The 23,919-nt window shown below is 72.6% G+C and carries 21 protein-coding genes; 11 read left to right on the top strand and 10 right to left on the bottom strand.

Going from position 1 to position 23,919, the window contains the following annotated elements; all coding sequences use genetic code 11:
* Positions 1 to 42: 42 nt before the first annotated feature.
* The gene (locus ACIBTX_RS17740; RefSeq protein WP_357172264.1) at positions 43 to 723 is read right to left on the bottom strand and encodes a carbon-nitrogen hydrolase family protein; all 681 of its coding nucleotides are present in this window, start codon (positions 721 to 723) and stop codon (positions 43 to 45) included.
* Between the two features lie 85 nt (positions 724 to 808).
* On the opposite strand from ACIBTX_RS17740, the gene ACIBTX_RS17735 reads away from it, so the two are divergent.
* The 3 genes from ACIBTX_RS17735 to ACIBTX_RS17725 all read left to right on the top strand — a co-directional run bounded on the left by ACIBTX_RS17735 (position 809) and on the right by ACIBTX_RS17725 (position 3,695).
* Positions 809 to 1,600 (top strand): DedA family protein, encoded by a 792-nt coding sequence (locus ACIBTX_RS17735; RefSeq protein WP_357172166.1) that lies wholly within the window; start codon positions 809 to 811, stop codon positions 1,598 to 1,600.
* A gap of 762 nt (positions 1,601 to 2,362) precedes the next feature.
* A complete protein-coding gene (locus tag ACIBTX_RS17730) occupies positions 2,363 to 2,947 on the top strand; it encodes a hypothetical protein (protein ID WP_396832740.1) in 585 nt (194 codons plus the stop codon).
* A gap of 328 nt (positions 2,948 to 3,275) precedes the next feature.
* A complete protein-coding gene (locus ACIBTX_RS17725; protein WP_357121489.1) occupies positions 3,276 to 3,695 on the top strand; it encodes a protein-tyrosine phosphatase family protein in 420 nt (139 codons plus the stop codon).
* A gap of 139 nt (positions 3,696 to 3,834) precedes the next feature.
* On the opposite strand, the gene ACIBTX_RS17720 is transcribed toward ACIBTX_RS17725, so the two are convergent.
* Positions 3,835 to 6,120, bottom strand: coding sequence for an excinuclease ABC subunit UvrA (locus ACIBTX_RS17720; protein ID WP_357172168.1), 2,286 nt, complete (start codon positions 6,118 to 6,120; stop codon positions 3,835 to 3,837).
* A 173-nt stretch (positions 6,121 to 6,293) separates the two neighbouring features.
* Between ACIBTX_RS17720 and ACIBTX_RS17715 the strand changes: the two genes are divergently transcribed.
* The 3 genes from ACIBTX_RS17715 to ACIBTX_RS17705 all read left to right on the top strand — a co-directional run bounded on the left by ACIBTX_RS17715 (position 6,294) and on the right by ACIBTX_RS17705 (position 9,238).
* Positions 6,294 to 7,055, top strand: coding sequence for a MerR family transcriptional regulator (locus tag ACIBTX_RS17715; protein ID WP_357122175.1), 762 nt, complete (start codon positions 6,294 to 6,296; stop codon positions 7,053 to 7,055).
* A gap of 10 nt (positions 7,056 to 7,065) precedes the next feature.
* A complete protein-coding gene (locus ACIBTX_RS17710; RefSeq protein ID WP_363661292.1) occupies positions 7,066 to 8,298 on the top strand; it encodes a D-alanyl-D-alanine carboxypeptidase in 1,233 nt (410 codons plus the stop codon).
* A 91-nt stretch (positions 8,299 to 8,389) separates the two neighbouring features.
* Entirely contained in the window at positions 8,390 to 9,238 is an 849-nt protein-coding gene (locus ACIBTX_RS17705) for a peptidylprolyl isomerase (RefSeq protein WP_363661291.1), read from the top strand.
* 126 nt (positions 9,239 to 9,364) lie between these two features.
* Here ACIBTX_RS17705 and ACIBTX_RS17700 read toward each other — a convergent pair whose 3' ends face one another.
* Complete coding sequence (locus ACIBTX_RS17700) at positions 9,365 to 10,387, bottom strand: LacI family DNA-binding transcriptional regulator (RefSeq protein ID WP_363661290.1); 1,023 nt, start codon at positions 10,385 to 10,387, stop codon at positions 9,365 to 9,367.
* Between the two features lie 213 nt (positions 10,388 to 10,600).
* On the opposite strand from ACIBTX_RS17700, the gene ACIBTX_RS17695 reads away from it, so the two are divergent.
* On the top strand, positions 10,601 to 11,620 hold the full coding sequence (locus tag ACIBTX_RS17695) for an acetylxylan esterase (protein WP_363661293.1): 1,020 nt from the start codon (positions 10,601 to 10,603) through the stop codon (positions 11,618 to 11,620).
* A 78-nt stretch (positions 11,621 to 11,698) separates the two neighbouring features.
* Complete coding sequence (locus ACIBTX_RS17690) at positions 11,699 to 12,571, top strand: M15 family metallopeptidase (protein WP_363661289.1); 873 nt, start codon at positions 11,699 to 11,701, stop codon at positions 12,569 to 12,571.
* A gap of 8 nt (positions 12,572 to 12,579) precedes the next feature.
* On the opposite strand, the gene ACIBTX_RS17685 is transcribed toward ACIBTX_RS17690, so the two are convergent.
* Positions 12,580 to 13,767 carry a spore photoproduct lyase family protein gene (locus tag ACIBTX_RS17685; protein WP_357392775.1) on the bottom strand — a complete coding sequence of 396 codons (1,188 nt, stop codon included), beginning with the start codon at positions 13,765 to 13,767 and terminating at the stop codon, positions 12,580 to 12,582.
* A gap of 202 nt (positions 13,768 to 13,969) precedes the next feature.
* On the opposite strand from ACIBTX_RS17685, the gene ACIBTX_RS17680 reads away from it, so the two are divergent.
* From ACIBTX_RS17680 to ACIBTX_RS17670, 3 genes are all read left to right on the top strand, one after another.
* Complete coding sequence (locus ACIBTX_RS17680) at positions 13,970 to 15,250, top strand: RICIN domain-containing protein (protein WP_396832739.1); 1,281 nt, start codon at positions 13,970 to 13,972, stop codon at positions 15,248 to 15,250.
* A gap of 176 nt (positions 15,251 to 15,426) precedes the next feature.
* Positions 15,427 to 15,591, top strand: coding sequence for a hypothetical protein (locus ACIBTX_RS17675; RefSeq protein WP_396832738.1), 165 nt, complete (start codon positions 15,427 to 15,429; stop codon positions 15,589 to 15,591).
* 740 nt (positions 15,592 to 16,331) lie between these two features.
* A complete protein-coding gene (locus ACIBTX_RS17670) occupies positions 16,332 to 17,531 on the top strand; it encodes an RtcB family protein (RefSeq protein WP_357392777.1) in 1,200 nt (399 codons plus the stop codon).
* A 42-nt stretch (positions 17,532 to 17,573) separates the two neighbouring features.
* On the opposite strand, the gene ACIBTX_RS17665 is transcribed toward ACIBTX_RS17670, so the two are convergent.
* From ACIBTX_RS17665 to ACIBTX_RS17640, 6 genes are all read right to left on the bottom strand, one after another.
* Positions 17,574 to 18,365 carry a maleylpyruvate isomerase family mycothiol-dependent enzyme gene (locus tag ACIBTX_RS17665; RefSeq protein ID WP_357392778.1) on the bottom strand — a complete coding sequence of 264 codons (792 nt, stop codon included), beginning with the start codon at positions 18,363 to 18,365 and terminating at the stop codon, positions 17,574 to 17,576.
* Between the two features lie 128 nt (positions 18,366 to 18,493).
* Positions 18,494 to 19,987 (bottom strand): DHA2 family efflux MFS transporter permease subunit, encoded by a 1,494-nt coding sequence (locus ACIBTX_RS17660; protein WP_357121518.1) that lies wholly within the window; start codon positions 19,985 to 19,987, stop codon positions 18,494 to 18,496.
* Between the two features lie 33 nt (positions 19,988 to 20,020).
* Positions 20,021 to 20,656 (bottom strand): TetR/AcrR family transcriptional regulator, encoded by a 636-nt coding sequence (locus tag ACIBTX_RS17655; RefSeq protein WP_357392779.1) that lies wholly within the window; start codon positions 20,654 to 20,656, stop codon positions 20,021 to 20,023.
* A 105-nt stretch (positions 20,657 to 20,761) separates the two neighbouring features.
* Positions 20,762 to 21,667: a Gmad2 immunoglobulin-like domain-containing protein gene (locus tag ACIBTX_RS17650; protein WP_396832737.1), complete on the bottom strand. Its 906-nt coding sequence runs from the start codon at positions 21,665 to 21,667 to the stop codon at positions 20,762 to 20,764.
* Positions 21,654 to 23,072: a sensor histidine kinase gene (locus ACIBTX_RS17645; RefSeq protein ID WP_396832736.1), complete on the bottom strand. Its 1,419-nt coding sequence runs from the start codon at positions 23,070 to 23,072 to the stop codon at positions 21,654 to 21,656. The genes ACIBTX_RS17650 and ACIBTX_RS17645 overlap by 14 nt, the downstream gene beginning before the upstream one ends.
* Before the next feature lie 13 nt (positions 23,073 to 23,085).
* Complete coding sequence (locus tag ACIBTX_RS17640; protein WP_357121530.1) at positions 23,086 to 23,766, bottom strand: response regulator transcription factor; 681 nt, start codon at positions 23,764 to 23,766, stop codon at positions 23,086 to 23,088.
* Between the last annotated feature and the right edge of the window lie 153 nt (positions 23,767 to 23,919).

The raw sequence follows: 23,919 nt of genomic DNA, 5'->3' as shown, positions 1-23,919 counted from the left end.
CCCGATCCTGTCGTACCGGTACGACAGGAAACGCCGGTGTGCTCAGTGGATTGAGGTCGCGGCCCACTCGCCCGGTGTCGTGCCCACCCGCGCGGCCTCATCACCGTGCGGTGTCCAGATGGCCGAGCGGCCGGCCGCCTCGCGGTAACCGCCGCCGGTCGACCCGGCGAAGCTCGCCATCGCCACCCAGACCCGGTGCGTCGTGACGATCCGCTGCGCCCGCACGTCCGGCACAGCGGCGTCCCGGGCCGACTCCAGCACGCCCGCCGCGTACACGTCGATCCCCAGGGCCGCCGTCGCCTGCGCGTGCCCGGCGACACCGGTGTCCTTGCAGACCGCCAGCCCGATCCGCCATCCGTCCACGTCGAGCACGCCCGGTGCGTCGCCCGGCCGGAACCGCCGCGCCTCCACGCCGCCCAGCCACATCTTCCGGTACGCCACCGTCACCCCGTCACCGGTCACCGCCAGCACTCCGATGTGGTCTCCGGGCACCGGCGCGCCGGCCAACGCCACCGTGCCAACCTCGGCGCACGCGTCGACAAGTGGCGTCAACCGCCGGTCGTCCATCGGCACGACCGGCCCCTGCAACTCGTACCCCGTCAGGGACAGCTCCGGGAAGACCACCACCCGGGCGCGCGCCGCGCGGACCGCGTCGGCGTGCGCCCGCGCGTTCTCCCCGACATCCAGGGGTACGCACGGCGGCTGCGCCACCGCGAGCCGCAACGGAGCGCGGGCCGGCCCGTCCGTGGCTGCCTGCGAGGTCTCCGCCTCACGGTTGGCTCTCAGGATCGCTTCGTAACGTGTGGGCATGCTTCGAACGTCGCACGCCGTCCTCGCCACCGGAACCCCCGCCGCCGCGGCCGAACCGCCGCAGGGCGGGATCGTCGGGTACGTCAGCGATCTGGTGGAACGGCTCGGCGGGCCCGGCGCGGGTCTGGCGGTGGCGTTGGAGAACCTGTTTCCGCCGATCCCCAGCGAGGTCATCCTGCCGCTGGCCGGCTTCGTGGCCGCGCAGGGTCGGATCAGCCTGGTCGGCGCGATCTTCTGGACCACGCTGGGTTCGGTGCTGGGCGCGCTGGCGCTCTATCTGATCGGCGCGTCCCTGGGCCGCGACCGGATGCGTGCCATCGTGGCCCGACTACCGTTGGTGAAGCTCAGCGACGTCGACCGGACCGAGGCGTGGTTCCTGCGGCACGGCGTGAAGGCGGTGTTCTTCGGCCGGATGATCCCGATCTTCCGGAGCCTGATCTCCATCCCGGCCGGGGTGGAGCGGATGCCGGTGCGGACCTTCCTGCTCTACACGACGCTGGGCAGCCTGATCTGGAACACCACCTTCGTGCTCGCCGGCTATCTGCTCGGTGACAACTGGCACCTCGTCGAGGGCTACGTCGGCACCCTCCAGAACGTCGTGATCGTCGTCTGCGTCGCGGCCGTCGCCTGGTTCGTCGGCTCGCGGGTGCTCAAGGCCCGCCGCGCCGCCCGAAACCCCGAATCGGACCCGGCTCTGTCTCGCCGCGGTGCGCCCCCGGCGGGAACGCCGGATCCCGACGGTCGGGGCACCCTCTACCGGGGCGCCTCCTGGGCCTCGGACGAGCGCTAGCCCATCGCCGCCCGCACGATGTCTCCGGTCCGGTCCGGTCCGGTCCGGTCCGGTCCGGTGCGGTCCGGTGCGGTGCGGTGCGGACCCGGCAGCTTTCCGATTCCAGGGGGCGGCGACCACTCCTGCGGCGTTGATGCCGGTGAGTCATCTTGATGACTCACCGGCATCACAGCCCACAACCGCCATGCCCCGCCGCAGCCGCCCCGACGGACAGCGGAACAGCGGAAGGGGACGCCAGGTGGACAGGGTGGCGGCGGACCGGCCCATGGCCACGCTCACCTGCGGCTGCCGGTGGGCGTCGCCGTGGGCGGCCCGACGGCGAGCGCCGGGTGGTGCGCCTTGGGCGTGATGTCCGATTCCGGGTGGCGATGGGGTGTGACCGGGTGCATCCCCGGGCCGGAATCGTGGCCGACCCGGGGTCGTTACACACCCTGACGATCGCAGGACCACGGCCACCCCGCCCGGGGAATGGTCGGCCGGACCGGGTCGTTGCAGACCCCCGAACGACCGCAGGACGGCCCCGGGTCCGCTTCCGGATCCACGGCTGAGGGCCCGGGAATGACCCCGGACCGGCGGTCGTTACACACGGTCCCGGCGCCCACGAGCGACTTCCCTCGCCCGTCGGACGCCGCCCCGGCACCGCTCCGCTTGGTGCCGCACCCGAGACCCCCCGTTTGTGCAGCGCCGGACGAGGTGCGCACATCCGCGTCGCCGTTCCCTGTGGTGAGGCGGGTGTTTCCTACCCCCGAAGGAGCTACCCCCATGAACACGATCTTCCGTAAGAGCATGCTGTCCGTTGCCGGTCTCGCGTTCGCCGGTGGTGTCTTCGCCGGCCCGATCGCCCATGTCGCCGCCCCGAGCACCGACCCCCGGCCGGTCGCCGTGGTGCAGGCCGACAAGCCCGACGCGAGCAAGCTGATCCCGCACGGCACCCAGGGCGCGCAGTCGCACATCGACCTGAACGACGAGCAGACCGGCAACGCCAAGGCCATCATCGCGGCCACCAAGAAGGCGGGCCTGCCCGAGCGAGCCGCGGTCATCTCGATCGCGACGAGCCTGCAGGAGTCGAAGCTGGAGAACCTGGGTCACCTCGGCGACATGAACGACCACGACTCGCTGGGTCTGTTCCAGCAGCGCCCGTCGAGCGGTTGGGGCACGCCGGAGCAGATCACCGACCCGGAGTACTCGACGACGGCGTTCCTCAAGGGCCTGCGTCAGGTTGACGGCTGGCAGGACATGCCGCTGACCGAGGCCGCGCAGACCGTGCAGGTGTCGGCGTTCCCGGACGCGTACGCGCAGTGGGAGCAGCAGGCCGCCGACCTGGTCGGCCAGTACTGGAACAGCTGACGCACGACCGCATCGATGGCCGGCGCCCCCGGGGTGCCGGCCATCGGCATCCCCACCGCCGGCCCGACTAGTCGCCCGAACGACCTCGCCGGAGGGGGAACATCGGGCGGCGTCGGCTGGTTGTAGACCAGTGTCGGTGTGACTCAGTGTCCCCGGGCCTCACCTACATAGCCTTCGCGGAATACCGTTCGGCTGGAGCCGCGTCGCGCCACTCGCCGAGAGGCGACCTGCACACCGACACCGGCGCCGCCCCCGACCACGGTCGGGGGCGGCGCTTTCGTGTCCACCGGGCACGATGACCGGCCCGCGCTCGCGGCACAATGTGCCGATGGATGCCGCGCAGACCTGGTCCGAGCAGCCCGGGTTGCTCGTACTGCCCAGCGGGGCGGTGGTGCGGGGACGCCGCATCGCCGCGACCGCCCCGCCGGCCGACTTCGCGCTGCTGCTGGCGCCTGGACCGGAACCGGTCTGGCCATCCCGGCGGATCAGGTGGCCCGACTTCTGGGTGCCGCTCGATCGGGAGGACGCACTCGACGCGTTGCGCGAGGCGCTGCGGAGGGCCCGCGACGGCGAGCGCGTCGAGGTGGCCTGCCGGGGCGGGATCGGCCGCACCGGCACGGCGCTGGCCGCGCTGGCGATCCTCGACGACCTGCCGGCCGAGCGGGCGGTGTCCTGGGTCCGGGCGGGCTACCACCCGAAGGCGGTCGAGACACCCTGGCAGCGGCGGTGGCTGCGCCGCGTCGCCTGACCATCGGCGTCGCCGGCCACCCGACAGCGCCGGCCGCGCACCGGCCGCCGCTGGCCCGCTCACATCGCCGCCCGGGGCGCCCGGACCGCCCTCCGTGCGGCGTCAGGTCAAGTCGCCCGGCCCGGGTACCGCCGACCCGTCACCGCATCGTGGGCTTGTGGACGTACTCGCGCAGGTGGGTGGCGGTGAGAGTGTCGCCGTGGGCGACCAGGTCGGCCGGCGTGCCGGTGAAGACGATGCGACCGCCGTCGTGCCCGGCGCCCGGCCCGAGGTCGATGAGCCAGTCCGCGTGGGCCATCACGGCTTGGTGGTGCTCGATGACGATGACCGTGTTGCCCGCGTCGACCATGCGGTCCAACAGGGCCAACAGTTGGTCCACGTCGGCCAGGTGCAGGCCGGTGGTGGGCTCGTCGAGGACGTACGTGCTGGTCTTCTCCGCCAGGTGGATGGCGAGCTTGAGTCGTTGCCGCTCCCCGCCGGACAGGGTGGTCAGCGGCTGACCGAGGCTGAGGTAGCCCAACCCGACGTCGACCAGCCGGTCGAGGATCAGGTGGGCCGGCCCGCTGGGGAAGAACCCGTGTGCCTCGGTGACCGACATGGCCAGCACCTCGCTGATGTTCTTGCCGCGCAGTGTGTACGTGAGCACCTCGTCGGTGAACCGCCGCCCCGCGCAGCGCTCGCAGACGCTCGCCACGCCGGCCATCATCGCCAGGTCGGTGTAGATCAGCCCGATGCCCTTGCAGGCCGGGCAGGCGCCCTCGGAGTTCGCGCTGAACAACCCGGCCTTGACGCCGTTGGCCTTGGCGAAGGCGGTACGGATCGGGTCGAGCAGCCCGCTGTAGGTGGCCGGGTTGCTGCGTCGTGACCCGCGAATCGGGGACTGGTCGACGATCACCACACCGGACCGGCCGCGCAGCGAGCCGTGGATCAGCGAACTCTTGCCCGAGCCAGCCACGCCAGTGACCACGGTGAGGACGCCGAGCGGGATGTCCACGTCCACGTCGCGCAGGTTGTGCAGGTCGGCGCGGCGGATCCCGAGCTGGCCGGTCGGTCGGCGTACCTCGTCGCGCAGGGTCACGCGGTGGTCCAGGTGCCGGCCGGTGAGCGTGTCTGCGCGGCGCAGGCCGGGGACGTCGCCGGTGAAGCAGATCTGCCCGCCGGCCGTGCCCGCGCCGGGTCCCAGGTCGACGACGTGGTCGGCGATGGCGATCGTCTCCGGCTTGTGCTCCACCACCAGCACGGTGTTGCCCTTGTCACGCAGCCGCAGCAGCAGGTCGTTCATCCGGGCGATGTCGTGCGGGTGCAGGCCGACGGTGGGTTCGTCGAAGACGTACGTGACGTCGGAGAGGCTGGAGCCGAGGTGTCGGACCATCTTCACCCGCTGCGCCTCGCCGCCGGAGAGGGTCGCGGACTCCCGGTCCAGGCTGAGGTAGCCCAACCCGATCTCGACCAGTGAGTCGAGCAGGTCACGCAGGTTGCCGATCAGCGGGGCGACCCCCGGGTCGTCGATGGTCCGGACGAACGCGGCCAGGTCGCTGATCTGCATGGCGGAGCACTCGGCGATGCTGCGGCCGGCGATCCGTGACGACAGGGCGGCGGCGTTGAGCCGGGTGCCGGCGCAGGACGGGCAGGTGGTGAAGGTGACCGCACGGTCGACGAAGGCGCGGATGTGCGGCTGCATCGACTCGCGGTCCTTGGCCAGGAGGAGCCGCTTGACCTTGACCGCGAGCCCTTCGTACGTCCAGTTGTTGCTGCCTACCTTGATCTTCGTGGCTGGCTTGTGCAGGAAGTCCTCCCACTGCTGCGGGGTGAAGTCCTGGAGTTTGGCGTCGGGGTCGAACAGGCCGGAGCCGACGATGGTCTGCCAGTACCAGGAGCCGACGGCGAAGTTGGGCGCGGTGATCGCGCCGTCGTTGAGCGAGCGTTCGACGTCGACCAGCTCGTTGACGTCGAGGTCGGAGACCCGGCCGAGTCCTTCACAGGTGAGGCACATGCCCTCGGGCAGGTTGAAGCTGAACGCGCCCGCGCCACCGACTGACGGCTCGCCGAGCCGGCTGAAGAGGATCCGCAGCATGGCGTACGCGTCGGTGGCGGTGCCGACGGTGGAGCGGGAGTTGACGCCCATCCGTTCCTGGTCGACGACGATGGCGGCGCTGAGGTTGCGCAGCGAGTCGACGTCCGGCCGGTTGAGGTTCGGCATGAACGACTGGAGGAACGCGCTGTAGGTCTCGTTGATCATGCGCTGGGACTCGGCGGCAATGGTGCCGAAGACCAGCGACGACTTACCTGACCCGGAGACACCGGTGAAGACGGTCAACCGGCGCTTGGGGATGTCGACCGAGACGCTCGCGAGATTGTTCTCCCGCGCTCCGCGTACCTCGATCATGTCGTGGCTGTCGGCGGCGGACCTTGCTGGCTGCGACATGCGAACCCTTCACGAAGTGATGGCAGAACGACCCCGCCCTGCACGGGACGCATTAAATTGTCTCATTAATCCTCACATAGAGGGTTTGACGAACAATCGAGCGTGCGGCTGTTACTTAAGGACGGGAAAGTCTCAAATCACATGACAAGCGGTACGGTTGCCCGGTGGAGGCCATGCCGAAGGATCGCCTGCGAGCCGTGGACCTCGCCGCCACCGTCGGGATCTCGGTGCAGCAGGTGCGCAATTACGTCGAGGAGGGCGTCCTGCCGCCGGTGCGGCGAACCGCGAGCGGCTACCGGATCTTCACGACCGCGCACGCCCGCGCGCTGACCGTGGCCCGCCGGCTGGCCGAGGGGCACGGCTGGGGCCGTACCCGGGAGATCATGGCGGCGGTACACCGGGGCGACGTGCCGGCGGCCCTGGCGGCGCTCGACGGCGGCCATGCCGAACTGGACCGCGAACGCGCCGACATCCGCCGCGTGCTCGGTGCCTTCGAAACCGTGCTGGCCAACCCGCCGGCGACCCGGCCGGCCCAGCGCCGTGGTGTCCGCATCGGCGAGGTGGCGGCGCTGGTCGGCGTGCGGACCTCGCAACTGCGCCTGTGGGAGGCGCGCGACCTGGTGCGGCCGGGCCGCGCGCCCGGCACCAACTACCGGGTGTACGACGAGACCGAGCTGCGCGCCGCGCAGGTCGTCGCGCTCCTGCGTCGGGGCGCGTACCCGTTCGAGATCATCGAGGCGGTGCTGGGCGAGCTGCGCACCACCGGCAGCGCGCAGCGGGTACGCGCCGAGCTGGCCCGTCGTGAGCAGGACCTGCACGCCCGCAGCCTGCGGCGGTTGCGGGGCAGTGCCGCGTTGCACGACTACCTGGTGGAGCGGTCCGCCGCCGGATGGTCGAGCGGCCAACCGCTCCCGCCGAGCGATCTTGTTGGCTAGGGTCGGGCACATGAGAGCTGCTGCGCTGCTGGCGGTCACGGCGGCTGCCGTCCTGCCCGCTTCCGCGCCGGCTGTCGGCACGGCGGCGGCGGCCACGCGTACCGCTGCCGCCCCGCCGGCCGTGCGGTGTCCGCGGGCGTCGGCCCCGACGGTGTCCCGGCCGCCGCGCCCGTCGCCCCCGCCCACCGTGCCCGAGGCTCGGGTGGTCGGCGGCGTCGGACTGGCGACCAGCGGCCTGGTCGTGCCGGCCGGCGTGGACGCGCCACCGGCGATCACTGCCACGTCGTGGCTGGTCGCGGACCTCGACTCCGGCCAGGTGCTCGGCGGCTGCGGCCCGCACGAGTACGGCACCCCGGCCAGCGTCCAGAAGCTGTTGCTGACGGCCACGATGATGCCCCGACTCGACCCCGCCCAGACGGTGACCGTCACCGCGGCGGACATGAACATCGAGCCCGGCTCGTCCGCCGTCGGCCTGGTCGAGGGTGGCCGCTACACGATCGAGACGATCTGGCTGGGACTGCTGCTGAACTCCGGCAACGAGGCGGCGAACGCGCTGGCACGTCTCGGCGGTGGCCCGGACGGCGCGGCCGGGGGAGTGCGCGCCATGAACGAGCAGGCGCACCACCTCGGCGCGCTCCAGACACATGCCGTCACCCCGTCCGGGCTGGACGGCAAGGGCCAGTTCACCAGCGCGTACGACCTGGCGCTGATCGCCCGGTCCTGCTTCGCGCAGCCGACGTTCCGCCGGTACGCGCTCACCGACCTGGCGACGATCCCCGCGCAGCCGGCACAGCGGACGAAGGGGTTCCAGATCCAGAACGAGAACCAGCTCATCTACCGGTACCCGGGCGCGTTGGGCGGCAAGACGGGCTTCACCGACCTGGCGCGGCACACGTACGTCGGAGCGGCGCAACGCAACGGTCGCCGGCTGGTGGTGACGTTGCTGGGTGCCGAGCCGACGCCGAAGCGGGGCTGGGAGCAGGGCGCGGCCCTGTTGGACTGGGGTTTCTCGCTGCCCCGCGACGTCGGCGTCGGTCGCCTGGTCGAGCCGGGAGAGCTGACCGCCACGCCGTCGGCGACCCCGTCCGTGCTGGCCGCGCCCGGTCCGCCCCGCCCGGCGGCGGCCAGCGGTCCGGCGCACACCGGTTCCGGCTGGCTCTGGTCGGTTTCCGCGATCAGTGGCGCGGGAGTGCTGGTGCTGCTGGGCGGGCTGCTGTGGCACCGCCGCCGCCGGCTGCCCTGAGGGGTCGGCAACCGGCCGCAGCGATCGACAACCGGCTCCGGCATCCATAGACTCCGGTCTTTCTGGCAGCGCGAGTCCCAGGAGGATCCCTGTGTCGAGTGAACGCGAAACGCCCTCCGGCGCGGCGGCACCCCGCCCGTCGGTGCGTGCGCTGACCCGCCTCGCGGGCGTGACGGCGATCGCCGCGGCGCTGGTCGTCGGCGCTTCGGCCAGCGCGGTGGCCGCGCCGGGGGCGACCGTCGACGCGTCCGGCGTCGCCACCGTGGCACACGCCCCGGCGCCGCCCGCCGATGACCGCCCGCCGCGCACCACGCACGGCCCGTGCGCGTACACCGAGACGCCCGACGAGCCGGCCGCCCGACCCGTGCCGCTGCCACCCGACCCGCGCCGCACCCCGGACCGGGGCACCGTCCGCGTGACGCTCTCCACCAACCAGGGGCCGATCGGGTTGACCCTGGACCGGGCTGCCGCGCCGTGCACGGTGCAGAGCTTCCTGCACCTGGTCGGCAAGCGGTTCTACGACCGCACCCCGTGTCACCGGCTCACCGCGTACCCCACGCTCAGCGTGTTGCAGTGCGGCGACCCGTCCGGCACCGGCGAGGGCGGACCGGGCTACCGGTACCGCGACGAGCTGCCCACCGACCTGCCGCCCGCGCCCACCGACCCGACCGGCGTACGGCGGCTCTACGCGCGGGGCGTGCTCGCGATGGCCAACGCCGGTCCGGACACCAACGGCAGCCAGTTCTTCCTGGTGTACGCCGACTCGGCGCTGCGGCCCAACTACACGATCTTCGGGACGGTCGACGCGGCCGGGCTGGACACGCTGGACCGGGTCGCCGCCGGCGGCGTCGCGCCGACGGCCGAGGATCCCGCGCCGGTCGACGGCGCGCCCGCCCTGCCGGTGACCATCTGTCGGGCCGTACGCGCACACCACCACTGATCCGCTGGGCGCGGTGGGCGGCGAGGGCCGCTCACCGCGCCACCGGTTGCCGGAACTTCCGGGAGCCCGACCGGTAGCGGTGGAACCAGGTATCCGACCCGGTTCAGGCCGTTGGAACGACGTGGGTCACCCGGTCGACGGCGCGGTGGCGCTGTCCCGGACGACCAGTTCGGTGGCGAGCTCCACCCGGGGGGAGTCGATGCCCTCACCCTGGGCCAGCCGCAGCACCGTCCGCGCCGCGAGGCGGCCCATCTCCACCAGGGGCTGCCGGACGGTGGTCAGCGGCGGGGACGCCCAGCGGGCCTCCGGCAGGTCGTCGAATCCCACCACGCTGACGTCGTCGGGGACCCGCAGCCCTCGGCGGCGGATGGCCTCGTAGACGCCGAACGCCATCTGGTCGCTGGCCGCGAAGATGCCGGTCGGCGGATCGGCCAGGTCGAGCAGCGCCGTGCCGCCCGCGAAGCCGGAGGCGTGGTAGAAGTCGCCCGGGTAGATCAGCGCGTCGTCCACCGGCACTCCGGCGGCCTCCAGCCCGGCCCGGTAGCCGTCGAGGCGGGCCCGGCTGCACAGCAGATGTGTCGGTCCGGCCACGAATCCGATCCGGCGGTGGCCGACCGCCAGCAGGTGCTCGGTCGCGGCGAGCCCGCCCGCCCAGTTGGTCGCGCCGATGGTCGGCACGTCCATGGCCGGCACGCCGGCCGGGTCGACGACCACCACCGGCACGTTGAGGCGGCGCAGCTGTGCGTGCAGCGGCGGGCTCAGGTGCGACGTCACGAAGATGACCCCGTCGGTGGCCCGGGTGCGCAGGTTCTGCAACCACTGCCGGGCCGCGGTGGGCTGCCGGTGGATCGCGGAGACGACGGTGCCGACACCCGCGCCGTGCCCGACGTCCTCGACGCCCCGGATGATCTCCACGGCCCAGGGGCTGTCCAGGTCGTTGAAGACCAGGTCGACGAGGCCGGCGCGGCGGACGCTGCGGCTGCTGCGGCGCCGGTAGCCGTGGTGGCGCAACAGCTCCTCGACGCGTTCCCGGGTGTCGGGGGCCACATCGGACCGGCCGTTGAGCACCCGTGACACGGTCGGCACCGAGACGCCGGCCTCCCGTGCGATCGCGGTGATGGTCACCCTGCGTCCGTCGTCCGCGTCCACCCGTGTCTCCTTCACCGCTCCGGGAGGGGCCACCGCCCGCGTCGCCCGTCCCGTGTCCCGGAACGGCACGCCCGCTCCTCGGGTCATCTTGCCTCACCGAGGGGGTTGACGACACGCCAGGTCGGTCATAGCGTTCGGCAGAGTTGCGGAAATGTTCCGGTAATTTGTCGGATGCGTCTCGGCGTACCGTCCCACGTGACAGACAAGGACGCCATGTACACGGACCTGCCCGAGGAGCAGCTACGCGAGTACCGCGGCGTGGTGCGCGAGCCCGCCGACTTCGACGACTTCTGGGCGCGCACGCTCGCCCAGGCGCGCGACGCGGCGTGGCCGGTCCGGCTCGAACCCGTGGTGACCGGTCTGACCGCCATCGACGTGTACGACGTGACGTTCCCCGGCTTCGCCGGACAGCCCGTACGGGCCTGGCTCCGGGTTCCCCACGGCACCGGCACCGCCCTGCCGACCGTCGTGCAGTACGTGGGCTACGGCGGCGGGCGTGGGCACCCGCTGGAGAACCTGCTCTGGGCGACCGCCGGGTTCACCCATCTACAGATGGACACCCGGGGGCAGGGCTCCGGCTGGAGCCGGGGCGACACGACGGACCTGGGCGCGACCGGCGCGCAGGCGCCCGGCGTGGCGACGCGGGGCATCGCCGACCCACGCACGTACTACTACCGACGGTTGATCACCGACGCGGTACGGGCCGTGGACGCCGCCCGTACCCTGCCCATGGTCGACCCGACCCGACTGGCGGTGCTCGGGCACAGCCAGGGCGGGGCCATGGCGCTCGCGGCCGGCGCGTTGGCCCCCGGTGTGCGGGCGGTGGTGGCCCTCGTGCCGTTCCTGTGCGACATTCCCCGCGCCGTGGTGGTCACCGACGCCCACCCGTACCGGGAGATCCGTGACTACCTGGCGATCCACCGCGACGCCGAGGAGCGGACGCTGACGACCCTGTCGTACGTCGACGGCGTCAACTTCGCGCGGCGCTGCCGCCGGCCCACCCGCTACTCGGTGGCGTTGATGGACGACATCGTGCCGCCCTCGGGTGTCTACGCCGCCCACAACTCCCACGCGGGACCGACAGAGCTGTCGGTGTGGCGCTACAACGGCCACGAGGCCGGGGGTATCGACGACGACGAGGCGGCCCTGCGCTTCCTCGCCGCGCAGTTGGCCGAGACGCCCGAGGCGACGAGGGTCGGCGTCCACCCGGTTCCGCTGACGTCCGGCGACTGAGCGGGCCCGCTGGACCGGGCGCGGGACGCCCCGACCGATCCGCCGCGCGCCACCGACCGCCTTTGGTAAACAGGACCTGTGCGCAGGTCAGGACGGTTGGGTGGCGTCGCCGTACTCGCGCTCGCCGCGGCGCTCGGCGGCTGCTCCTCGCCGCCGCGCCCCACGCCGACGGTCGCCACCCCGGTCTCGGCGAGCCCTCGACCGACGCCTGACGGCCCTACCGCCCGCCCGAGCGCGACCCCGCCGGGCGCGGGCGAGTTGCCGAATTTTGTGGTGCTGACCGACGTCGACCCGCGCATCCACGCCGACATCCGGTACGCCACGGCGCACAACTTCGTGGGCCGGCCGATCACCGGCTACCGCGAACCGCTGTGCCTGCTCACCCGGCCGGCGGCCGAGGCGCTGCGTCGGGTCCAGGACGCCGCGCTCGCCGGGGGCCACAGCCTCAAGGTGTACGACTGCTACCGCCCGCAGCCGGCGGTGGACGACTTCGTCGCCTGGTCGAAGCGTCCCGGCGAGCAGCAGACCAAGGCCGAGTTCTACCCGGACCTGGCGAAGGACAGGCTCTTCGCCGACGGCTACATCGGTGCGCCGACCGCGCACAGCCGGGGCAGCACGATGGACCTCACCCTCGTCGACGAGCCCGCCGCCAGCCAACCTCCGTACCGGCCCGGCCAGTCGCTGGTGGCCTGCACCGCGCCCCGGGCGCAGCGCTTCGCGGACAACACCATCGACATGGGTACGGGCTTCGACTGCTTCGACGCCCGAGCGCACACCGACGACCCCCGGATCACCGGGACCGCCCGGGACAACCGGCGGTTGCTGCGACGGCTGATGACCGACGCCGGATTCGTGAACTACGACCGGGAGTGGTGGCACTACCGCCTGCGCGACGAGCCGTACCCGGACACGTTCTTCGCCGCGCCGGTCGCCCGTTCGTCGGTCGGCTGAGACCCGGCTCAGGTCCAGTAGAGGACGCGGCAGGCGGGTATCCGCGCGGTCAGCTCGTCGGTGAACCACCGTCGCAGCTCGGCCATCGTGTCCCGAGGGTAGACGTACTTCACCGCGCCGAACCTGCCGTGTTTGCGGCTGCGCGCCGCTACGTCCATCTCCAGCCGGGTACGCGGGTACCAGCCGAGCAGCACCTCCCGGCTGCCGGGCGTGAACCGGTGGGTGATCAGCTCGGCGGTCAGGTCCAGCTCCGGTACCCCGTCGACCGCCGCGCGGACCTGGTCCAGCAGGTCGCCGTACGCCTCGCGCCAGTCGGGCAGCGCGATGATGGGCGCGATGGTCAGCCCGACGGGATAACCGTCGAGCGCGAGCCGGCGCAGGGCGGCGAGCCGGTCCGGCACCCGGGCGGTGCCGCCCTCGAACCGCTGGCTGACCGGGGCGCAGTTGACGCTGAACCGGACCCGGGTACGGCCGCGGTGGGGCAGGCCGACGAAGCTGTCCACGTCGGCGTACTTGGTGGTCCAGCGCAACTGCACGGGGGCGTCCCAGTCGGCGAAGTGCCGCACCGCCCGTTGCCAACTGCCGGTCAGGTGCTCCAGCGCCAGGGGGTCGGTGTAGCAGGACGCCTCGAACGTGGTGCCCTCGTCGGCGCGACGCGCGTCGCGGCTGGTCACCGTGCCACGCCCGGCGTACGGCGTCAGTCCGGCGAGGATGTCGTCGAGGTCCGCGTACACCCGGGTCACCGGCGGGCCGGAGAGCGAGCCGGCCAGGTAGCAGTACTGGCAGTGCGCGGGGCAGCCCTCGGCGAGGTCGACGCGCCAGTCGGCGCTGGGCGCGATGGGTTGCAGGTCGCGCCGGGACGGCGGGCTCACCACGATCGCCATGGTCGCCTTGGCCCGCGCGTAGGTCTCGCGGTCGGTCTGCCCGCGTACTCCGCTGAGTCGATTGGATCGGAGCCGTTCCACCTCGATGCCGAGCGCCTGCACCCGGTCGACGATCCGCTGTCCGTGCGGGTGGTCCAGGGCGGCGGGGGTGGCCACCACCCGGCCCGGCGTCCACCGGCGCGCGGGTCGCGCCTCCGGGGCGAGGGCGGCCAGGTCGCGGATCGGCACCCGCTCGCCGCTGGCGTCGTGCGTCGCGGCGGGCACGTCCACAGCCAGCGGCCTGTCGACGTCGACGGCATCCGGGCTGGTCATCGGGCCGGAGTACCCGCTACCGCAGGAATCCCACCCGATCGACGCGGCCGGGCGATTGACGCCGCACGTCGGAAAAGCATAACCTTTCGTCTATCTGTAAACCTTGTGAACAGATTTACGACGACGCGGCGGCGCGCGTCCCCACCGAAGGGACGATCAGGTGATCGCAGAACTTTCCTCCCGTACCAGAAGGATCCTGTCGGTGTTCGTCGCGCTCGTCGTCGCCGTGACCGCCGGCGTCGGTCTCGGCGTCGCGCGCAGCGCGCAGGCTGCGCCGACGTTCAAGGTCCTGGCCTTCTACAACGGCACCTGGGACGACGCGCACATCGACTTCATCAAGGACGCGCGCGCCTGGTTCCCGCAGGCCGCCGCGCAGTACGGCTTCTCCTGGGAGGCCACCAACAACTGGAGCCTGCTGAACACGTCCAACCTGGCCCAGTACAAGGTCGTCATGTTCCTGGACGACGCGCCGCCCGCCGCCCAGCGCCCCGCCTTCCAGCAGTACATGCAGAACGGCGGGGCGTGGATGGGCTTCCACGTCAGCGCGTGGACCGACAACCCGTCGAGCTGGAGCTGGTACTACAACACGTTCCTCGGCTCCGGCTCGTTCCGGACCAACACCTGGCTGCCCACCCGGGTCACCATGCGCGTCGACAACCGCACCCACGCGGCCACCCGGAACCTGCCGGCGACGTTCTCGTCGTCGTTCAGCGAGTGGTACTCGTGGAGCAACGACCTGCGGCAGAACTCGAACATCGACATCCTGGCCTCGGTCGACCCGTCGAGCTTCCCGGTCGGGACCGACCCCAACCAGTCCTGGTACAGCGGCTACTACCCGCTGGTCTGGAGCAACCGGCAGTACAAGATGATCTACGCCAACTTCGGGCACAACAGGATGGACTACGGCACCAAGACCGGCCTGTCGTCCACCTTCGACAGCGCCCAGCAGAACAAGCTGCTGATCGACGGGCTGCACTGGCTCGCCGGCGTCGGCACGTCGCCGACCCCGACCCCGACGCCCACCCCGACCGGCAGCGCCGGCCCGATCTCCCCGACCGCCTGGCACACCGTCGTCAACCGGGGCAGCGGCAAGTGCGTGGACGCGCGGGCCGCCGGCACCGCGAACGGCACCGCGATCCAGCAGTACGCCTGCAACAACAGCACCGCCCAGCAGTACCAGTTCGTCCCGACCAGCGACGGCTACCTGCGGGTCAACAACCGCAACAACAGCGCGCAGGTGCTCGACGTGACCGACCGGTCGACCGCCGACTCGGCCCCCATCCAGCTCTGGTCCTACAGCGGCGGCGTCAACCAGCAGTGGCGCGCGGAGTCCGAGGGTGGCGGCTACTACCGCCTGGTCAACCGCAGCAGCGGCAAGTGCCTGGACGTGCCGGGCGCATCCACGGCGGACAGCGTCCAGCTCATCCAGTACACGTGCAACGGCACCGCGGCGCAGTCGTTCCGGCTGGTGTCCGCGTCGTAGGTCGGCCATAGCCTCGCGGCCATGGCGATTCCCGACAGTTCTTCGGCTCCGTCACCGCCACCCTCACCGGCGGTGCCGGAGCCGAAGACGACTGGTACCGCCGCAGGGGCGCGAGCGAGCACGAGGACGCCTCCATCGACCGGGCGGAGGCCCGCCTCACCGGGTGCCTGGACGCGTTGCCCGGTCGGGTCTTCGCCATCCGCCTGTTCCGGGTCGAGGTCGACGGGCACGCGTTCGGGCTGGTCGACTGGTCCGAGGAGTACGACGGCGACGACCACGCCGAGTTCCTCCCCGACGAGCTGGGGTTCGACCCGCCGTGGGACGGCTGCTACGACACCTGAACGGGCCTAGCGACGAGGGCCGGCCCGGTGGGCCGCTCGCTGTGTCGTGCCCCTGTCGAGCTGCCCCATAAATGGGGCGCGCTCCGCGCAGCCGGGCGCGCTCCGCGCAGCCGGGCGCGCTCCGCGCAGCCGGGCGCGGCGTCGCCGTGGCGGGCGCCCATCTGCTCGCCGGCCGCCGGCCGCCGGCCGCCGGCCGCCGGCCGCCGGTCGCCGGTCCGGGTGGCGGGCACCGGTCCGCTTGGCAGACGGTGGTCCGCTTGGCAGACGGTGGTTTGGGTGGCGGGGCCGGTCGCTCGGTGCCGCCCCACATCTGGGGCAGCTCGACAGGACCTGCGGGTGACAGGCCCGCCAGGCCCGCCAGGCCCGCCGGTGCCGCGCCCACGGAGATATCCATTGCGGACGTGCCGCCATCCTCCTACTGTCACCGGTGCAAGGTCGAGAGCAACCACGAGAGCAACCACGAGGGGAGTACGCCGTGTCGCGACGCGTCCGCACCGACGCCGCCCGGCGTCTGCTTCCTGCCGGCGGTTATCTCCTCACCACAGCCACGACCACTGCCTGCAACCCCTTGCGGGGCACCGGGCCGGGGTGGCGCGACTGACGCCGACGCGTAGCGCGTCCGCCGGCCGCCCATCCCCACCGGGATCGGGCGGCCTTCTCGTATCCCCGTACCGCCGCCGGACCACAGCCGCCCGGCGCATGATCGATATCGGTCACCCGCACGACAGAAGGAGACCATCATGGGATTCACCCCGCTCGCCGGGACCCGGGCGCCGGTCCGGGTCTGGACCGACCCGTACGCCATCGAGCCGCAGGCCGCGAAGCAGCTGCGCAACATCGGCGCGCTGCCCTGGGTGCAGGGTGTCGCCGTGATGCCGGACGTGCACTTCGGTAAGGGCGCGACGGTCGGTTCGGTGATCGCCATGCGACAGGCCGTCTCGCCGGCTGCGGTCGGCGTCGACATCGGCTGCGGCATGTCGGCGGTGCGCACCTCGCTGACCGCCGCCGACCTGCCGGACGACCTGGGCGGCCTGCGGTCCGCGATCGAGGCCACCATCCCGGTCGGCTTCGCGCAGCGGCCCGAGGCGGTCAACCCGCGTCGGGTCCGCGGGCTGGAGCAGGCCGGCTGGGACGACTTCTGGGGTCGCTTCGCCGGTCTGGACCCTCGGGTGGCGCAGCTCGAGACGCGGGCGCAGCGGCAGATCGGGACGCTCGGCGGCGGTAACCACTTCATCGAGGTCTGCCTGGAGCAGGGCGGCGACGACGAGGGCCGGGTCTGGCTGATGCTGCACTCCGGGTCGCGCAACATCGGCAAGGAACTGGCCGAGCGGCACATCGGGGTGGCCCGGCGGCTGCCGCACAACGCCGACCTGCCCGACCGGGACCTCGCCGTGTTCCTTGCCGGCACGCCGGAGATGGAGGCGTACCGGCGGGACCTGTGGTGGGCGCAGGAGTACGCCCGGCGCAACCGGGCCGTCATGCTGGCGCTGCTCTGCAATGTGGTGCGCGAGCAGTTCCCGCAGGTCGGCTACGACGAGCCCATCTCGTGCCACCACAACTACGTCTCCGAGGAGAGCTACGACGGCGTCGACGTGCTGGTCACCCGCAAGGGCGCGATCCGGGCCGGCCGGGGTGACCTGGGCATCATTCCCGGGTCGATGGGGACCGGGTCGTACATCGTGCGGGGCCGGGGTAACCCGGACGCGTACTGCTCCGCGTCGCACGGTGCCGGGCGGCGGATGTCGCGGGCGCAGGCGAAGCGGACGTTCAGCACCGCCGACCTGGCCGCGCAGACCGCGGGCGTGGAGTGCCGCAAGGATGCCGGGGTGGTCGACGAGATCCCCGGCGCGTACAAGGACATCACCGAGGTGATGGCCCAGCAGCACGACCTGGTGGAGGTGGTCGCGCACCTCAAGCAGGTCGTCTGCGTGAAGGGCTGAGGGGTACGCGCGGGCCGGGAGCACCGGCCCGCGCGGACCTCCTCAGAAGCCGACGAAGACCCGGCGCAGGTCGTCCAGGGTCACCGGCCCGCTCACCCGCACGCCATCCGGGGTGTAACGCTGCCCGAGCCGGCCGACCACCAGCCGCAGCCACGCCTCGGCCGGCAGGGACAGCTCACCGTCGGGCTGCTCCGGCGCGTCGGTGAGCGTGATCTGCTCGCCCAGCCGCAGCCCGAACGTCCGTTCCGGGTCCCGCAGCCGTACCAGCAGGGTCGCCTCCCGGCCGGCCAGCTCCTTGGGCCGGCTGGTCCAGCTCAGCATGCCGCCGATCTGATCGAGGAGCAGCGGCACCGCCTCCGGCGTCACCGCCGCGAACGAATTGAACGCCACCTCGGCGTCCCACTGGTGCAGGGCGAACTCGCTGAGCCGGAACCGGGCGGCGGTGGCGACGTCGACCGGGTCGGGCAGGAAGCCGAGGTTGATCCTCAGCGTCTCGCGGGTCTCGGCGTCCAGCGCCTCGTACGCCTCGACCAGACGCTCGTTGGACGCCAGGAAACCGGCGGCGTGCTCCTCGGGGGACATGGCGTCCCAGCGCTGCCACACGCCGCGGTTGAAGTCGCCGTCCGGGGCGGGCGTGCCCTCGATGGAGGCGTTCAGCCCCGCGAGGCCGATCTCGGCGCCGCTGCCCAGGTGGCTGAGCACCTGGGAGACCTGCCATTCGCTGGCCCCGGAGGGCTGGCGCAGGTCGTCGTCCTTCAGGTCGCGCACGAGCGCGGCAAGCTCCTCGTGGCCCGCCCGTAGCGCGTGGATGATCTGGTCGGCAGCCGTGGACATGTGTCTCCTCAACGGATCTTCGACGATGGTCGGGACGCTACCGGACGATTCGCCCCGGTCGGACGCACCCGGTGTGCGCCGCCCGGCCCGTACCCCATCGGGCGCGGGCCGGGCGGCGTCGTTCGGGCTCAGCCCATGTGCACGGCGTTGCCGGCCGGGATGTCCTCCTTGCGCACCTTCACCAGGACCAGCGTGACCAGCCCGGCGAGCACGATCAGGACCGCGCCCCAGGCGAACGCGACGCGGTACCCGTGCACCAGCGCCTCCACCTGCGTCGCCGGGTTCGGCGCCCGGCCGACCAGGTACGCGGTGACCGCGCTGGTGTAGAAGGTGTTCAGCAGCGCGGTGCCGAGTGAGCCACCGACCTGCTGGGTGGCGTTGAGCGTCGCGCTGGCCGCGCCGGCGTCGTGCTCCGGCACCCCGACCAGCGCGAGGCTGGACAGCGGGACGAAGGTGAAGCCGAGTCCCAGACCCAGGACGACCTGGGCGGGCAGCAGGTGGGTGAGGAACGACGTGTCGACGTCGATCTGGGTCAGCACCAGCATGCCCGCGGCGGCGAGCACCGCACCGGCGACCATCAGCGGCTTGGCGCCCAGTCGCGGCATGAGCTGGCTGGCGCCGCCCGCGGCGATCAGCACACCGGCGGTGACCGGCAGCGACGCGAGGCCGGCCTCCAGGGGCTTGTACTGCAGGACCACCTGGAAGTAGAAGGTCAGGAAGAGGAACGCCCCGAACAGGCCCGCGCCGATCAGCGTCGAGGTGAGGTACGCCCCGCCCCGGTTGCGGTCCAGGATGATCCGCAGCGGCAGCAGCGGGTGGTTGGTGCGCAGCTCGATCACCACGAAGGCGGCCAGCAGCACCACACCGGCGGCGATGAAGCCGAGCGTGGCGGTCGCGTCCCAACCGTCCTCGGCCGCCTTGGTGAAGCCGTAGACGAGGGAGACCAGACCGGCGGTGACGACGACCGCGCCGGGCACGTCGTAGCGGGTGTTGCCGTGCGCCCGGCTCTCCGGCACGAGCGGGAGGGCGAAGGCGATCGCGATGGCGGCGACCGGGATGTTGACCAGCAGGCACCAGCGCCAGTCGGCGTACTCGGTCAGCACCCCGCCGAGCAGCAGCCCGACCGCGGAGCCGCCACCGGCGATCGCGCCGTACACGGCGAACGCCTTGGCGCGCTCGGTGGCCTCGGTGAACAGCACTGTGAGCAGCGCCAGGGCGGCCGGCGCGAGCAGCGCGCCGAACGCGCCCTGCAACGCGCGGGCGGCGAAGAGCATCCCACCGGTGGTGGCGAGGCCGCCCAGCGCGGAGGCCAGCGCGAAGCCGGTCATGCCGACCAGGAAGGTGCGCTTACGCCCCCAGTAGTCGGCGATCCGGCCACCGAGCAGGAGCAGACCGCCGAAGGCCAGCGTGTAGGCGGTGATCACCCACTGCCGGTTCGCGTCGGTGATGCCCAGGTCGGCCTGGGCCTGGGGGAGCGCGATGTTCACGATGGTGGCGTCGAGGACGACCATCAGCTGCGAGACCGCGATGACCCCCAGGGCGATCCAGCGCCGCGGGTGCGGGGCGCCTGTCGACGTCCCGGCGCCGGGGGCGCCGGGGGCGGTCGAGGTGGTTCCGGGCATGGTGAAGCCTTCCGTGGTGCGGATGTTGATGGATCAGGCCTGGGACGGGCGGTCGTGCCGGTAGGTCAGGACCGGGATCAGCACCTGGTCGACGACCTGGGTGAGGAACGCGTCGTCGGCGGGCAGACCGTGCGCGACCAGTCGGGACATGAGGAGCGCGGGCGCAAGATCGTGGAACAGGTCCCGTTCGCCGGCCTCCGGGGGGATCTCCCCACGGGCGGCGGCGCGGACGAGGACGGCGGTGCTGGCCACCCGACCGGCGGGCAGCACCTGGTGGCGTACCAGACGCTCCAGCTCCGGACTCGTCCGCATGGCGAAGGTCAGCGCCTGCATCAGGTCGCAGTCGGCGACACAGATGGCGGCGGTGGCGCGGAGCAGCTCGAGCAGGTCACCCCGCAGTGAGCCGGTGTCGGGTGGGTTGAGCACGCCGACCTGGCGGTCGCTCAGGGCGGCGACGACCAGCTCGGCCTTGCCGTCCCACCGTCGGTAGATGGTGGCCTTGCTCACGTGGGCGCGGGCGGCCACGGCGTCGATGGTCATCCGGTCGTAGCCGACCTCGCGCAGCAGGTCGATCACCACGCTGAACAGGTCGGTGCTCGTGCACCGGGCGGACCGGGCGGCCGGCACGCCGACGCCCGCGCTCACCTGCTGACCCTCCAGCACTGGCACCCCCCGTGAAACGATGTCGTACTGACCCTAGTTCGCTCGGAGCCCTTCCTGCAGGCTTTTATGAGGTGCGTCGCATCGGGCGAGCGAAACGGTCACGTTTCGCGCTCAGCTGTCGGGCGGCGCGAGGAGCACCGGCACGGCCACGGTGTTGATCCGGGTGCCGTCCCGGGCCGACACCTCGTACACCTCGATCGTGCCGTGCTGCTCCCTGTTCGTACGCCAGTTCACCACCACCCGGTAGTCGCCCCGGCAGCCACTGCCGCAGCTCGCCGTGCCGAAGGCGGCGGCCACCTGGCGGCCGGCGTCGTCCAGCACTCGGACGCTCACCGTGGCCTCGAACACGTCCGCCGTGCCGCTGACGGTGAGCGGGGCGGTGACCCGCTCGCCGACGCTCGGCCCGGCGACCACGATCGGCGCGAGCAGGCCCGGATAGTCGGCCCGACCGACCGGTGCGCCCCCGGGAAAGCGGACCCGCCGGACGGTGGGGAACTGGGTGAGCGTCCACACCACCTGCGCCTCGCGCAGCCGCCGACGGTCCGCCGGGTCGTCGGCGGACGGGACGGGGCCGAGTGTCGCCACCCCGTCGACGATCCGGGTGACCTCGACGCCGGCCGGCAGCAGGGTCACCATCCCCGTGGCGGCCTCGGCCGGAGTCGGCCCGGCGGACAGCTCACTCAGGGCGAGCCGGGACGTCGCGACGGTGGCCGGTCGGGTGCGCCGGGTGGGCACGAGCCGCCCGGAGCGGACGTACCACAGCTCGATCGTCACCGGGTCCGGCCGGCGGGTCCCGGTGACCGCCGGCGTCGACGGACGCGGCGGGGTGCCGGTGGTCGGCGGCGCCGAAGCGGCCGGCGCGGTCGTGGCGGGCGCGACGGTCGGTGGGAAGGTGGTGGGCGGCGGCCCCGGCGGCGCCGTGCCCAGGACGCCGGAGCGGGGGGTGCCGCACCCGCTCAGGACGAGCGCGGCGACCAGCGCCAATCCTGCCGCACGGGACCCGTCACGGCCGCTCATCCCGCACCCCCTCCCGCGCGGCACCGTCGGGATCCCGCGCGGGCAGTTCCAGGCGGAACCGCGTGCCGACGCCCGGCGCGCTGCGCACACTCAGCACCCCGCCCAGCACCGCCGCGTGTTCCCGGGCGATCGCCAGACCGAGGCCGCTGCCCGGGGCCGAGCGCGCGGCGTCGACCTTGTGGAACCGGTCGAACACCAACGGCAGGTGCGCGACCGGGATGCCGGGCCCCTGGTCGGCCACCTCGAACACGACGCCTCGGCCCGCCGCGCGCACGCTCGCGGAGATCTCACCGCCGCCATGCTCGACCGCGTTGGCGACCAGGTTGGCCAGGACCCGCTCCAGGTGGCGAGGGTCGGTGCGCAGCGCCACGGGATCGCCGGTGACCAGCACCCGGTCCGACCAGCCGCGCGCCGCGACGATCGCGCGAAACAGCGCCAGCGCGTCCACCGGCTCGACGCTCGGGCGGTCCCGCCCGGCGTCCAGCCGCGAGATCTCCATCAGGTCCTCGATCAGGCGGCGCAGCCGGACCACGTCCCCGACCAGCAGCCGCGCGGCCGGCCGGGCGTCGTCCGGCAGCCGGTCCAGCTGCTCGCGCAGCAGCGAGGCCGCCGCCACCAGGGCGGTCACCGGGGTACGCAGCTCGTGCGCGACGTCGGCGGTGAACCGCCGCTCCCGGGCCTGCGCGGCGGACAGGGCGGCGATCTTCGCCTCCAGCGCCTCGGCCATCTCGTTGAACGACGCCGCCCACGCGCTGAACTCGTCCCGACCGCGTACCGGCAGACGGGTGGCGAGCAGCCCCTCGGTGAGCGCCCGGGCGGCGCGGCTGGCCCGGCCCACCGGCTCCAGGGTGCGGCGGGCCAGGAGGTTGCCCACCGCGGCGGCGACCAGGACGACGACCATCCAGCCGGCCAGCAGCGCGGCGTACACCTGGTTCAGGTCGGCCGCGACGTCGTCCTCCACGGTGATCACGTACAGCTCAGCGGTCGAACCGGGGACACGCCCGCCCACCACCAGCAGGCGGGGGCGCTGCGCCGACGTCGACCGCTGGTACGCGAGCTGCCCGTCCGCGACCGACGCCCGCAAGCGCGTGCCCAGGGCGGGGGCGTACCCGGGATGGGAGGGACGAATGACGCCGTCGACGAGGACCACATGCCGACCGCTGCCCTCGAAGCTGGTGAGCAGCTCGGCGTCGCGCTGTTCGGTCAACGGCGGGAACTGTCCGGCGAGCACGAGCTGGTAACGGGCGTCGGCGGCGGCCTGACGCAGCGACGCGTCCCACCAGGACTGCCGCAGCAGCAGCCCGGTCCCGCCGGCGAGCAGTCCGGCGGACACTCCGGCGACCAGCACGAACGCGATCGTCAGTCGGCGCCGCAGCCGGCCGGGCGGCACCGGGCGTACGGCCATCGCCGACCTCCCGTCAACCGGCGGACAGTTTGTAGCCCGCGCCGCGTACCGTGCGGATGCGCCGCGGGTGCGCCGGATCGTCCTCGACCTTCGCGCGCAGCCTCTGCACCGCCACGTCGACGAGCCGTGAGTCGCCCAGGAAGCGGTGGTTCCAGACCAGGTCCAGCAACAGTTCCCGGGTGAAGACCTGGCCGGGACGTCGGGCCAGCTCCAGCAGGAGCCGGAACTCGGTCGCGGTCAGCTCCACCTCCCGGCCGTCGCGGCGTACCACGAATGCGCCCGGGTCGATCTCCAGGTCGCCCACGGCGATGGTGCGCGACGGCGTCGGCGCGCTCACCCGCCGCAGCACCGAGCGGACCCGGGCCACCAGCTCCGGCAGGTCGAAGGGCTTGCGCAGGTAGTCGTCCGCGCCGCACTCCAGACCGACCACCACGTCGAGCGTGTCGGTGCGCGCGGTCAGCATGAGGATCGGCACCTGGCTCGTCCGCCGGATCTCCCGGCACACCTCCAGACCGTCCAGTTCGGGCAGCATGACGTCGAGCACGATCAGGTCGACCGGGTGCGCTCGCCAGGTCACGAGCGCCTGTCGTCCGTCGGTGGCGGTGTCGACCCGGAAGCCGGCGCGGCGCAGACCGAGGGCGGTGACCTCCCGAATGGAGACGTCGTCCTCGACCACCAGTACGCGGCCCTCCATCAGTCGAGGGTAGACCCGTGACCACTGTGCGTAACCCTGGCGGAACGGTCGTCATCGGCGGCCGGTCGGGTCCTCATCCCGGCGTCGTCACCGCTACGGTCAGGTGCCTCCGGGCATCCCCCTCACACGAAAGGGCACGACGTGCAACGTCAT

This window comes from Micromonospora sp. NPDC049359, assembly GCF_044466585.1.
In the GTDB taxonomy this organism is placed as follows: Bacteria; Actinomycetota; Actinomycetes; order Mycobacteriales; family Micromonosporaceae; genus Micromonospora.
The sequence above is the reverse complement of the archived record's forward strand: the minus strand, read 5'-3'. Positions and strand labels throughout refer to the sequence as shown.